9 protein-coding genes are annotated in these 12,519 nt (G+C 66.9%); 3 read left to right on the top strand and 6 right to left on the bottom strand.

Features of this window, described 5'->3' with window-relative positions; genetic code table 11:
* Window positions 1–75 precede the first annotated feature (75 nt).
* Window positions 76–1,080 carry an aldo/keto reductase gene (locus tag B9Y95_RS08145; protein WP_085511726.1) on the top strand — a complete coding sequence of 335 codons (1,005 nt, stop codon included), beginning with the start codon at window positions 76–78 and terminating at the stop codon, window positions 1,078–1,080.
* A 243-nt stretch (window positions 1,081–1,323) separates the two neighbouring features.
* Here the strand turns inward: B9Y95_RS08145 and B9Y95_RS08150 are convergent, their stop codons facing one another.
* From B9Y95_RS08150 to B9Y95_RS08160, 3 genes are all read right to left on the bottom strand, one after another.
* Complete coding sequence (locus tag B9Y95_RS08150) at window positions 1,324–1,587, bottom strand: hypothetical protein (RefSeq protein WP_143736377.1); 264 nt, start codon at window positions 1,585–1,587, stop codon at window positions 1,324–1,326.
* A 9-nt stretch (window positions 1,588–1,596) separates the two neighbouring features.
* Window positions 1,597–2,082, bottom strand: coding sequence for a hypothetical protein (locus tag B9Y95_RS08155; RefSeq protein WP_143736379.1), 486 nt, complete (start codon window positions 2,080–2,082; stop codon window positions 1,597–1,599).
* 341 nt (window positions 2,083–2,423) lie between these two features.
* On the bottom strand, window positions 2,424–5,897 hold the full coding sequence (locus B9Y95_RS08160) for a bifunctional proline dehydrogenase/L-glutamate gamma-semialdehyde dehydrogenase (protein WP_123539771.1): 3,474 nt from the start codon (window positions 5,895–5,897) through the stop codon (window positions 2,424–2,426).
* Window positions 5,898–5,986: 89 nt separating this feature from the next.
* Between B9Y95_RS08160 and B9Y95_RS08165 the strand changes: the two genes are divergently transcribed.
* A complete protein-coding gene (locus B9Y95_RS08165) occupies window positions 5,987–6,877 on the top strand; it encodes a LysR family transcriptional regulator (protein ID WP_085511727.1) in 891 nt (296 codons plus the stop codon).
* Between the two features lie 167 nt (window positions 6,878–7,044).
* Window positions 7,045–7,914 (top strand): aldo/keto reductase, encoded by an 870-nt coding sequence (locus B9Y95_RS08170; RefSeq protein WP_079000486.1) that lies wholly within the window; start codon window positions 7,045–7,047, stop codon window positions 7,912–7,914.
* A gap of 91 nt (window positions 7,915–8,005) precedes the next feature.
* On the opposite strand, the gene B9Y95_RS08175 is transcribed toward B9Y95_RS08170, so the two are convergent.
* The 3 genes from B9Y95_RS08175 to B9Y95_RS08190 all read right to left on the bottom strand — a co-directional run bounded on the left by B9Y95_RS08175 (window position 8,006) and on the right by B9Y95_RS08190 (window position 12,452).
* Window positions 8,006–8,701, bottom strand: a complete 696-nt coding sequence (locus B9Y95_RS08175; RefSeq protein WP_200811372.1) for an ABC transporter ATP-binding protein — start codon at window positions 8,699–8,701, stop codon at window positions 8,006–8,008.
* 27 nt (window positions 8,702–8,728) lie between these two features.
* A complete protein-coding gene (locus tag B9Y95_RS08180) occupies window positions 8,729–10,918 on the bottom strand; it encodes a hypothetical protein (RefSeq protein ID WP_085511401.1) in 2,190 nt (729 codons plus the stop codon).
* Between the two features lie 784 nt (window positions 10,919–11,702).
* Complete coding sequence (locus tag B9Y95_RS08190) at window positions 11,703–12,452, bottom strand: IclR family transcriptional regulator (RefSeq protein WP_085511403.1); 750 nt, start codon at window positions 12,450–12,452, stop codon at window positions 11,703–11,705.
* Window positions 12,453–12,519 lie beyond the last annotated feature (67 nt).

Here is a 12,519-nt window from a genome sequence, read left to right on the forward strand (position 1 = left end):
CACCGGGCCGGCCGTGAACGATCACGGTACGCTTGCCTCCGGCACCACGACGATTCGATGATGAAAGCGCAGACCATGCCCTACGAAGCAGCCGAAACCCGTTACGACGACATGACCTACCGCCGCGTCGGCCGCAGCGGACTGCGCCTCCCCGCGCTGTCCCTCGGTCTCTGGCACAACTTCGGCGAAGGCCGCAGCATCGAGGTCCAGCGGGCCATCGTGCGCCGCGCCTTCGACCTCGGGATCACCCACTTCGACCTCGCCAACAACTACGGCCCGCCCGCGGGTTCCGCCGAGACCGCCTTCGGCCGCATCTTCGCGGAGGACCTCGCCGCCCACCGTGACGAGATCATCATCACCTCGAAGGCCGGCTATTACATGTGGCAGGGGCCCTACGGCGAGTGGGGCTCGCGCAAGACCATGCTGTCATCGCTCGACCAGAGCCTCGCACGCATCGGCGTCGAGTACGTCGACGTCTTCTACTCCCACCGCCCCGACCCGGAGACCCCGATCGAGGAGACGATGGGTGCGCTCGCGACGGCGGTCAAGCAGGGCAAGGCGCTGTACGCCGGCATCTCGAACTACTCCCCCGAGCAGACCATCGCCGCGGCGGCCGCGCTTCGTGAGCACGGTGTCCCGCTGCTCGTGCACCAGCCCCGCTACTCGATGTTCTCCCGCGAGGTCGAGGACGGCCTGCTCGACACGCTCGACGACCTCGGTCTCGGTGCCGTCGTGTTCAGCCCACTCGCGCAGGGCATGCTGACCGACCGCTACCTCGGTGGAACGGTCCCGTCGGACTCGCGTGCGGCGACGAGCCACTTCCTCAACGAGGAGTCGATCACGGACACCTACCTCGAGCGGGCCCGCGGCCTCCAGTCCATTGCAGAGGGGCGCGGCCAGACGCTCGCGCAGCTGGCGCTCTCGTGGGTGCTGCGTCGCGACACGGTCACGTCGGCGATCATCGGTGCCAGCTCGGTCGAGCAGCTCGAGGGCAACTACGCGGCGATCCACAGCCTGGACTTCGACGACGCCGAACTCGCGCGCATCGACGAGTTCGCCGTCCACGGCACCCTCCGCTGACGCCACATCCCCTCCGCTGACCCCTTCACCGTGTCCCTAACTCAGGACGTCCCCGGCGTGTCGCGCCCATCCACGCGCGCCCGGCGCCGACACGCCCGGCTCGTCCTGAGTTAGGGATAAGACCAACGCGACGGGTCCTCCGTCCCTAACTCAGGACGGTCGCGGCGCGTCGCGCAGAACGCCCCGGTGTGTCGGGATGACACGCCGGGGCGTTCCTGGGTCGCGAGCCGAGCAGACGAAGCCCTACTCCGGCGGATGCTTGCGGCGTCTGGTTGCGATATTGCTCCCCAGCCAGAGCAGCCCGTAGCCGAGCGAGGTCCCGAGCAACACTGGAACCATGTCACTTGGGACGTCTGACCAAGTACGAGCACCAATCAGCGCTTGCACCAGCAAGCCGACGAAGGTGCCAAGAACCGTCAGCCCCCAAAGCAGGCCGAGGAACCAGCCGAACTGTCGCATGTTCTTCCAGTCAATCCTGGTCGAACGCAGTTTCCTGGAATGAGACATCACAGCCGCCTAGCAGGGTCGATCCCAGTCGATGCCCAAGTTTGCGCCGATGACTGCCATCGTGCAAGCGACTCCGCCCGGACCAGCTGTTGCGATACCGAGCATCGCGCAGACCCCTGCCATCCCGATGTTGAAGATCAGGTTGCCCCAGAACGATGAGGCGCACGCTGCGCGTGCGAGATTCGGGGTGTGCTCGATCGGGGTGACGATGAGGTGTCCGTCCTCGAGGACGAACTTGGCCGGCACTGTCTCCGTTCCCTGCTCCAGGGTCGGGTTCGCTGAACTCAGCAAGACCCCACCATCCTGGTCTTGGAGTACGAGGAGGCGCGCATCGGCGCTCAGGACGATGCGATCCGTAGGCTCCATCGAAACCTTGGCGCTCATCCCGCTGACGGAGGAGGTGTTCTTCTCGTCGGGGATGATCGAGCGGACAGCATCATCGGTGCCACGAATCGCAAACCCCCCATCGGACGTCGCCTCGGAGATCAGTGGCACGGCACTCGCGTCGCTCGGAGTGAGCACAGCGGACCCACCGGAAAGCAGAGCAGCTATCGCCAACGTGGCCAAGTAGGCGCGGACTTTCATTCGATGCTTCCTTTCGTCAATGAGCACAGACGACACCCGCGGCGCCGCCTTATCCAAGACCGAACAATCTCGGCGGATTCACACAATATATTTCAGTCGTTTACCCGAGTAAATACTTCAATGTGAAGACCCGCATGTGTCGCCGTTCTTGCGCTTGACCAACGTTCGGCTTCGCGGCGCGGCATGCAAAACGCCCCGGTGTGTCGGGATGACACGCCGGGGCGTTCCTGAGTTGGGGAAACAGCAGTGGGTCAGATGAGGTCGTCCGAGAGGTGGTTCGGCGTGCCGAAGCGGTGCGCCGTGATCGAGACCGCCTGCTCCTGGAGGAACGGCAGCAGCTCGATGCGGCCCGCCTCGGTGACGTCGCCCGCGTAGATCGCGACGTCGGGGCTGCCGGAGGTCGCCTGGGCGACACCCTCGGTCGTCCCACCGATGATCCGGACGCGCGCGCCGGCCTTCGTCCCGACGAGTGAGGCGGCGGTGACGTACCAGCGGTCTTCGCTCTCGACGGTGATCCCACCGGCGATGGCCTCGACGGCCGGGACGAGCTTCGGCGGCAGCGCGACGGCGGACGACACGTGCACGATCGCACCTGCGGTGGCACCGGCGGCGACGACGCGGAGGAGTTCCGCGACCGAACCGCCGTCCACGAGACGCGCGTGGACCTCACGCGGCACGTACCGGAACACGTTGCGCTCGGCGGTCAGCTTCGAGACGTCCTTCGCGACCCCGAACTCGTCCGCCCACGCAGCCGCGTCGCTCGCGACCGACCGGCGCAGGAACGCGAACTCGTCGGCGGTGAGCACCGCGTCAGCGGCACGCAGCAACGAGGCGACAGGGGGCTTCGGGCCACGGCGCTCCGCCGACCGACCGACGGTGCGCTCAGCCGTGCTCTCGGCGCTCGACCACGAGCCGAGGCCGATGAGGTAGTTCGGGCCACCGGCCTTCGTCCCCGCGCCGACCGCGGACTTCTTCCACCCGCCGAACGGCTGACGCTGCACGATCGCGCCGGTGATGCCGCGGTTCACGTACAGGTTGCCGGCCTGGATGCCGTCGAGCCAGAGGCGCAGCTCGGCCGGGTTCAGGGAGTGCAGCCCGGCGGTGAGTCCGTAGTCGATCTCGTTCTGGATGGCGATGGCCTCCTCGAGGGTCTCGGCCGTCATGACACCGAGGATCGGACCGAAGTACTCGGTGAGGTGGTACTCGGAGCCGCGGGCGACGCCGGCACGCACGCCGGGGCTCCACAGCTTGCCGCTGTCGTCGAGCTGCTTCGGCTCGACCAGCCACGACTCGCCGGAGCCGAGCGTCGTCAGGCCGCCGAGCAGCTTGCCCTTCGCCGGCTCGATGATCGGACCCATCTGCGTGGTCGGGTCGACCGGGTAGCCGACCTTGAGCGAGGTCACCGCGTCCACCAGCTGGTGACGGAAGCGGCGCGAGGACGCGACCGACCCGACGAGGATCACGAGCGACGCGGCCGAGCACTTCTGGCCGGCGTGACCGAAGGCCGACGCGACGACGTCCTTCACCGCGAGGTCGAGGTCGGCGCTCGGCGTGACGATGATCGCGTTCTTGCCGGACGTCTCGGCGAGGAGCGGCAGCTCGGGGCGGAAGGAGCGGAACAGCTCCGCGGTCTCGTAGCCACCGGTGAGGATGACGCGCTCCACCGCTGGATGGGCGATCAGGCGCTCACCGAGCGAGTTGTCGGCCAGCTGCGCGAAGCGGAGCACCTCGCGCGGCACACCGGCCTCCCACAGCGCCTCGATCATGACGGCACCGCTGCGGCGAGCCTGACGGGCGGGCTTGATGATGACGGGCGACCCGGCGGCGAGCGCCGCGAGAGTCGAGCCGGCGGGGATGGCGACGGGGAAGTTCCACGGCGGCGTGACGACGGTGAGCTTCGCGGGGGTGAACGTCGCGCCGTCCACGTGGTCGAGCTCGCGGGCACGCTCGGCGTAGTAGTGGGCGAAGTCGATCGCCTCGGACACCTCGGGGTCGGACTGGTCGAGGGTCTTGCCGGTCTCGGACGCCATGACCTCCATGAGGTCGGCACGACGCTGCTCGAGGACGTCGCCGGCGCGGTGCAGGATGACCGCACGCTCGGCGCCGGACAGCGAGCCCCACGAGGCGCCCGCTGCGGTCGCTCCGTCGATGACGGCGTCGAGGGCTTCGACGCTGTCGAGGATGGACGCGGCGACGGTGTCGTTCCCGAGCCGCGACTCGGTGACGCGGGTGAGGATGCCGCGTCCCCAGACCCGGTTCGCTGGGAGCGAGGGGTCGGTGTCTGGGGTGTTCTCGAACGCGTCGACCGGTGAGGCCTCGGCGGGCTTCGTACGGTCCTGCTGCCGGTTCGGCGCGGGGACGGTGGTGTCCAGCTCCGCGAGCGACGCGAGGAACCGCTGCTCCTCACGGGCGAAGAGGGTCTCGTTCTCGCTCAGCTCGAACACGGCGGACATGAAGTTGTCCTGGCTCGCGCCCTCCTCCAGGCGGCGGATGAGATACGCGATGGCGACGTCGAACTCCTGCGGGTGCACGACCGGCGTGTAGAGCAGGAGCTCGCCGACGTCGCGCTTCACGGCTTCGGCCTGCCCCTGGGCCATACCGAGCAGCATCTCGAACTCGACGCCGCGCTCGACGCCCCGCTGCTTGGCGAGCAGCCAGGCGAACGCGATGTCGAAGAGGTTGTGGCCGGCGACGCCGATGCGCACGTTGTCGATGCGGTCGGGGTGCAGGGCGTACTCGACGACGCGCTTGTAGTTGGTGTCGGAGTCCTGCTTGGTGGACCAGGTGGCGAGTGGCCAGTCGTGGAGGGACGACTCGACCTGCTCCATGGGGAGGTTGGCGCCCTTCACGATGCGCACCTTGATGCCGGCGCCGCCCGCGGCACGACGACCGGCCGACCACTCCTGGAGGCGGATCATCGCGGAGAGGGCGTCGGGCAGGTAGGCCTGCAGGACGATGCCGGCCTGGAGGTCGTGGAACTGCGGGAGGTCGAGGAGCTTGGTGAAGACCGCGATGGTGAGGTCGAGGTCCTTGTACTCCTCCATGTCGAGGTTGATGAACTTCGCAGGTGTGGCTTTGGCGGCACGCTCGAACAGCGGGGTGAGGCTCGTGACCACGTGCTCGACGGCTTCGTCGAACGCCCACACCGAGTGTGGGCTGACGGTCGACGACACCTTGATCGACACGTAGTCGACGTCGGGGCGCGCGAGCAGCTTGTGGGTGCCCTCGAGACGACGTGCCGCCTCACCCGTGCCGAGGACGGCCTCGCCGAGCAGGTTGACGTTGAGCCGGGTGCCGGGCGTCTTGATCTTCGCGATCGCGGGGCCGAGCTTCTTGTCGGTGGCGTCGACGACGAGGTGGCCGACCATGTTGCGGAGCACCTTGCGGGAGATCGGGATGACGACGCCGGGCAGGATCGGGGCGAACGCACCACCGCAGCGGACGGCGGCCTTCAAGTACCAGGGGAGGAACGCGGGCACCTTCGGGGCGATCGTCTGCAGGGTGCGAGCCGCGACGCGGAGGTCCTCCGGACGTACGACGCCGTCGACGAAGCCGACCGTGAATTCGAGACCGGTCGGATCCTTCAACACACCGGCGAGCTGCTGCGCGGAGGCGTCGGCGGGGATCGTCGAGGCCGTCTGGAGCCAGCGGCGGACGAGGGCGATGGCCTCGGTGGCGAGGGCGTCGCGGTCGAGCTGCTGCGTCGATGCAAGAGTGTCGGTCATGGTGCCAGTATCGGCGTCGGGACCAATAAGATACAGCGAAGGTTTTCGAACGATATCCATCGGTTGAGCCGATGGTTTTGGAGGGCACCGTGCTGGACGTCCGACGGCTCCGCCTGCTTCGCGAACTCAAGATCCGCGGGACGATCGCCGAAGTCGCCGCCGCCCTCAACTTCAGCCCCTCCTCCGTGTCGCAGCAGCTCTCCGTCCTCGAGCAGGAGACCGGTGTCGAGCTCCTGCGGAAGGTCGGTCGACGGGTGCAGCTCACCCCGCAGGCCGAGATCCTCGTGGGGCACACGGACGCACTCCTCGACACGCTCGAGCGCGCCGAGGCCGACCTCGGGGCGTCCCTCACGACCGTGTCGGGCACCATCCGCGTCGCGGTCTTCCAGTCGGCGGCGCTCGCACTCATGCCGGCGGCCCTCAGCGCCATGCGCCGCGACCACCCGGACGTCCGGGTCGAGATGGTGCAGCACGAACCGGAGACCGCCCTGGCCGAGACCTGGGCGCGCGACTTCGACGTCGTCGTCGCGGAGCAATATCCCGCCCACGCCGCCCCGCGGCACCCCGGACTCGACCGCCGTCAGCTCGCCACCGACCCGATCCGACTCGCATGCCCGCCGGTCGCGAACGAGATCCACCCGGTCCTGCGCATCGAGGATGCGGCCGATCTCCCCTGGGTGATGGAGCCGCATGGAGCGGCGTCGCGACATTTCGCCGAGCAGCTCTGCCGGCGTGCCGGGTTCGAGCCCGACGTCCGCTACCAGACCGCCGACCTCCAGGCGCAGATCCGGTTGATCGAGTCCGGCAACGCGGTCGCCCTCATCCCCGACCTCCAGTGGGCGGGCGAACCGGCCAGCTGCCGCCTCGTCGACCTGCCCGACCTCCCGCGACGCACCATCTTCACCTCCGCGCGCGAGTCCGGCGTCACCCGCCCGGCGATCGTCGCCTTCCGCGCCGCCCTCGAGGCCGCGGCGGCCTGACGGCCACCGGGCAACGACCATCCGCTCCCTGAACTTGTCGAAGGGCGCCCTTCGACAAGCTCAGGAACCACCCTTCGACAGGCTCAGGAACCGAATGCAAGGGGGGTGCACCTCCCAGCAGCCGGTGCTTGGCTAGAACTCCCGCATTCCTCCGAAGGAGAACCCGCATGACCGACACCACCACCCGTCCCGCAACCGCCGCCGGCACCTTCTCGCTCGGCGGCGACCTCACCGTCAACCGACTCGGCTACGGCACGATGCAGCTCACCGGTGAGGGCGTCTGGGGCGAGCCCGACGACCGCGACGGCGCCATCCGCCTCATCAAACGCGCCGCCGAGCTCGGCGTGAACTTCTTCGACAGCGCCGACGCCTACGGCCCCGATGTCACCGACACCCTCCTCCGCGAGGCACTGCACCCCTACGACGACATCGTGATCGCGACGAAGGTCGGACAGACGCGACAGGGTCCCGGCGAGTGGACGCCCACGGGCGTGCCCGCCTACCTCCGCCAGCAGGTCGAGCTCGGCCTCCGCCGTCTCGCCGTCGACCGCATCGACCTGCTGCAGTTGCACCGGATCGACCCGACCGTGCCGTTCGAGGACCAGATCGGCGAGCTGCGCAAGCTGCAGGACGAGGGCAAGATCCGGCACATCGGCCTCAGCCAGGTCAGCGTCGCCGAGGTCGAAGCGGCCCAGCAGATCGCTCCGATCGCGTCGGTGCAGAACCTTTACAACCTCACCGACCGCTCCTCGGAGGACCTCCTGGACTGGTCGACCGAGCACGGCGTCGCCTTCATCCCGTGGTTCCCGCTGGCGACCGGCGCCCTCAGCAAGGAGGACGGCCCGCTCACGCAGCTCGCCGAGCGACACGACGCGACCCCGTCGCAGCTCGCGCTGGCCTGGCTGCTCAAGCGCTCGCCCGTCATGCTCCCGATCCCGGGGACGTCGAGCATCGAGCACCTCGAGGACAACCTGCAGGGCGCGACGATCGAGCTCACCGACGACGAGTTCGAGGAGCTGTCCGCCGTCTCGGAGTAGCGCTTCCACCGCCCTTTGACAGGCTCAGGGACCGGACCGCTGATCACTGAGCGGCCACCCGGTCACTGAGCTTGTCGAAGTGCCGCGCAGCTCAGGACCTGGTCGCCGGGTCGGCCGACGAGGCCGAGAGCGACGGGGCTCCATCGCGTTCTGCAGACAGGCCGAGGTCGAAGACCCGGTCGCATCGGTCGGCGACCCGCCGATCGTGAGTGACCACCAGCAGTGTCTTGCCGTAGTCCTGCTGTAGCGAGAGCATTTCAGCGACTGCGACATCCGCCAGGGCGTCATCGAGGGCTCCCGTCGGTTCGTCCGCGAGGATGAGCTCTCCCGGCTTCACGAGGCAACGAGCGAGCGCGACGCGCTGACGCTCTCCCCCGGACAGCGTCATGACCCGGTCGTGCGCGACCTGCCGGAGACCGAGCCGGCTGAGTATCTCCATAATCTGCTGCTCCTTCGCTCGTCGGCCGAGTCTCACAGCATGAAGACCGATCAGGACGTTCTCGAAAGCCGTCGAAGCACCGATCAGCGCGAACGACTGGAAGAGGTAGTTGATGTGGTCGCGGCGCAGATGCGACGCCGCCCGGCTGTTGATCTGTGGAAGCGGTGCGCCGCGGAACCGCACTTCGCCGCCGCTGCACTCGTCGAGGAGCCCAGCGATGTTCAACAACGTCGACTTGCCGGAACCTGACGGCCCCACGATGGCGACCGATTCGCCACGGTGGACCTCGAAGTCCACACGGTCGAGGACGCGGCGTGAACCGTACTGCTTGGTCAGCTGGTCGATCATGAGCAGTGGTGTCACTGTGGGTCCGTCCTAGTCCTTGAGCATGATGGTCAGTTGCAGCCGCGAGAGGGTTCGCGCAAGGAACACGAACAGGATGAGTTGTGCCGCGGACATGGCGGCGATCCCCAGGATCGCGCTATGCGAAGAGGACAGCGCCGCGGCTGTCGCTGCCGAGGCACAGACCACGCCGACGAGGACGAAGGCGGGCGCGAAGATGCTGCTGGATGAATACCCGAGCATCCTCTTTACGGCCATCGATTCCCGATACGTGGTCGAATACAGCCTCATCAGCGCAGTGAGCAGCAACAAACAGAACAGACCAAGGAAGAGAATCACCACGCCGAAGAGTTGCAGCACCGACTGGATGGACTTCGTGAGGCCCGCGACGAATTCACCGACTGGGAGGAATTCGACCCCATTGTCGTCCAGGTCAAATCTCGAGAGGTATGACTGATTCGCATAGCTCTTCGATGCGCCCCGGCTGAGCTTGACGTAACTGTTGTCCAACCCGACCGCGGCGAGGCTTTCGCTTTCGAACGGGATCATGTTCTCCGGGGTCGTCACGAGAATGACCGCGTCGGTGACCCCATTCCACCCAGCCGAGTTCGTGCTCCACGGGAACAGCGCTCCGGCGGGGTGGTAGTTCTGGAAGGTGACGATCCGATCGTCGAAGAAGGCCGTGCGGATCGCCGGTTCGTAGGCGACGTCACTGTGCTCACCGAGCCACCCGCGGACTGCGGCTTGCGCCGATCCCGTCAAGGAATCCGGAATCAGGAAGACACGTTCGCCGGCCTCGGCACGCTCGACGAGGCTGGCGTCCACCTCGAAACCCTGTGACGCGAGGGCGTTCGGCGAGGCCACCACATACCAGAACGGCCGCTCCGGAACGGATTCGTACACTCCCGACCACACGTCCAGCACACTCTGGTCGACATACTGGCTGTTGACGAGGTCGACGCCGCGCGCGTCGGCGATCGAGGTGTACCAGTCGTAGAAATCGCGCTGATACTGGCCTGACTGGCCGGTGAAACTCGCCTCATCCTCACCCGCCTTCGTCTGGTACAAGATCTCCTGATCGGCCACCGCCGCCCATGATTCGCTGACCCCTGCGAGCGTTCCAGCTTCCTTCATCGGACCGTCGAGAAAGATGAACGTCGTGGTGAATCCGGCCATCGCCATCGCGTGAATACCGGCGAGCACGCCGAGCAGAATTCGCCGCGAGAAGCGTCCGGCGATCGCGTCGACCGGTTTGACCGCGACGAGCGCGAGGGCCGCGATCGCCACACACCCGACTGGTAGGAGCATTCCGGCCACTGCGGCACTCCATGCAGCGGCGAGCATCGTCGGGTTCACGCTGTATCCCGGCGCCATCAGCGGTACGGCGATCATCGACAGCGCAATGGTCGCAACGATCGCGACGACGACGGGTCTCAACAGCACGACGGCGAAACCCAAGCGCGACCTTCCCAGGAGGAGATGCACGCCGAGCACGCGGAAAGCACGCACTGCCTCGAAGAGGAGAACGAGCAACAGCAGGAGAGCCGTGGCTATCACGAATCCTTGAAGCAGGCGGGCGCTCATCCCGCTGTCCGTCACATGACCGCGGAGCGGTGCGAGCATCCGGTCCGACGAGAGCCCCGTCGCCGATTCGAGCGATCTGAGCAACTCCGTCAACTGCTCCTCGTCGGCTCCCGAAACCCGGTAAGCACCGTTGACCGTACCCGACGTTTCCACGAGCCGCGCGAGTTGCACCACGGAGAACCGCGGCGCGAACAACAACTCCGGAACAGGGTGGATGACATCTGCCGCGTTGGCGTCGAGGCCGATCGATGCAGCGGGATCGGCCCTGGCGAGATCGGCGATCTGATCGATGTCGACCAGCGTCGTGCCGAGGAAAGCTAACGTGAGCGGTGCCGGAGCATTGTCTCCGGTCATGACCCCGACGCGCATCCCGGTCAATGAGCCGTCAGCATCGGACAACTCTTGATCCACTCTCACGATGGCTGCCTCGTCGGCGGTAGCGAACTCACCGAGAATGTCCAGTACGCGAGTCGTTTGCGCCTCGGAAACGTCATAGAGGGAGATCTCTGTGGAACCGCGAGGATACTCATCGATCTCTCGACGAAGCAGGCTCCCTTGACCGATCACGTAGAGCACACTCATCATTGCTCCGATGACGAGCACGAGCACGACGCTCGTCACTTTCGACCAGAGGGCCATGTGTGTTGCCGTCTCTCTTTCGCCGACCGCCGGTTCTCCGGACACTCTCGTGAGGTCGCCCCAGACGACGGAGACCTCACGAAAGCCCGAATATGTGAACGAAGAACCTATCCTCGGGCGTTCCAGTAGGCCGTCGCCGAGCCCGTCCCGACCCACTGTTCAGCGCTCGCAAGCACTCCCGGGGCTTTCCAACCTGAGAAGGTCGTATTCGCCGTGGCGCTATGCTCGTAGGCGCCCGACTGCACACTCGAGTAACTCGTCACCCCCCAAGAGCGACCGTGATCCCAGCTGATCGCAGACCCTTTGTAATACACGGTTTCCGCGTGCGCGATACCTGCTCCTCCAGCCAACAGTGCCGCAGACAGTAGCGTGACCGTGAGTGCCTTCTTGATCCTCATTTTGCGTTTCCCCTCTAACCCTTTGAGTCGAGCGCCACCGACGGTAACGCCCCGCGATCTTGTCCGCAGCCGATCCGACTGTCGACACCTGAATGGCTTCCACTGGTCGATTCGCTTGAGGAGTTGAGCGTAGGTCGACCCTAGCGAACAGATATTTCGCATGTCCAGTTAATATTCCAGGCTATCCTGGTTCGCTGATATGACTGACTCACCGCCATAGCGCGAGACCCAGCGCGTGGGTCGAACGAGGTTCGAGAGTCCCTCCACGCCTCATCGCGCCACCTTGGGAGGTCAGCGATACCGCTGGAGCAGCGTCGGGTTACGGTTCGAACATGGCCGGCGTCGTACCGCCGCCCTTCGACAGGCTCAGGGACCGACGACCCGGCTCAGCGGAGCCGCTTCGACAGCTCATGTGCCTGCTCCAGGAGCAGGCCGCCGAGGAACGCCTGGCGCTCAGGCCGGAATCGGGATTCGATCCCGGTGAGACTGAGCGCCCAGGCGGGCTTCCCCGCCGCATCGAAGACCGCTGCACCCATCCCCCAACTGCCCTCGAGGATGAGCGCCGGGTTCACCGCGTACCCGCGCTCACGTGTCTCGCGGATCCGCTCGCGCACGCAGTCGGCGGCGTGGGCCTCGCCCCACCGCTCGGTGAGGTCGGCGCGACCCAGGTAGTCGTCGACCTCCTCATCGCTCGAGAACGCGAGGATCGCCAGCCCCGCCGACGCGACCCCCAGCGGGAAGCGGACACCCTCCGTCAGCACGAACGACCGCACCGGGAAACTCCCCTCCTCGCGCAATAGACACACGGTCTCGAACCCGCGACGCACCGAGAGGAAGGCGCTCTCGCCGCTCTCGTGCGCGAGGATCCGCACGCTCTCCCGTGCGAGCTCGGCGACGTCGTACCGCTCCGCCGCGAGGGATCCGAGGAGGAACAGCTCGGGACCGAGGTGCCACCGGGCGGCGCGCACGTCGTGGTCGAGGAAGCCTTCGGCAGCGAGCGAGGCGAGCAGGCGGTGCGCCGTCGGCCTCGTGAGCCCGGCGGCCGCGGCCACCGCCGAAGACGACGCACCACCGGGGTGCTCCGACACGATCTTGAGGATCCGGCTCACGCGCGAGACGACCTGGGCGCCACGCATCCCCTCAGCCACGTCGCACCATCAGCTTGTCCACATGGTGAGCCTACGCCGCAGCCGGGACCACGTC

The organism is Plantibacter flavus, from assembly GCF_900177615.1.
Taxonomy (GTDB): Bacteria; Actinomycetota; Actinomycetes; order Actinomycetales; family Microbacteriaceae; genus Plantibacter; species Plantibacter flavus.

Coding starts and splice junctions, on each gene's coding strand:
- B9Y95_RS08150 (WP_143736377.1), bottom strand. CDS start 1,587: ATGTCTCATTCCAGGAAACTGCGTTCGACCAGGATTGACTGGAAGAAC.
- B9Y95_RS08180 (WP_085511401.1), bottom strand. CDS start 10,918: ATGGCCCTCTGGTCGAAAGTGACGAGCGTCGTGCTCGTGCTCGTCATC.
- B9Y95_RS08170 (WP_079000486.1), top strand. CDS start 7,045: ATGACCGACACCACCACCCGTCCCGCAACCGCCGCCGGCACCTTCTCG.
- B9Y95_RS08145 (WP_085511726.1), top strand. CDS start 76: ATGCCCTACGAAGCAGCCGAAACCCGTTACGACGACATGACCTACCGC.
- B9Y95_RS08190 (WP_085511403.1), bottom strand. CDS start 12,452: ATGCGTGGCGCCCAGGTCGTCTCGCGCGTGAGCCGGATCCTCAAGATC.
- B9Y95_RS08175 (WP_200811372.1), bottom strand. CDS start 8,701: ATGATCGACCAGCTGACCAAGCAGTACGGTTCACGCCGCGTCCTCGAC.
- B9Y95_RS08160 (WP_123539771.1), bottom strand. CDS start 5,897: ATGACCGACACTCTTGCATCGACGCAGCAGCTCGACCGCGACGCCCTC.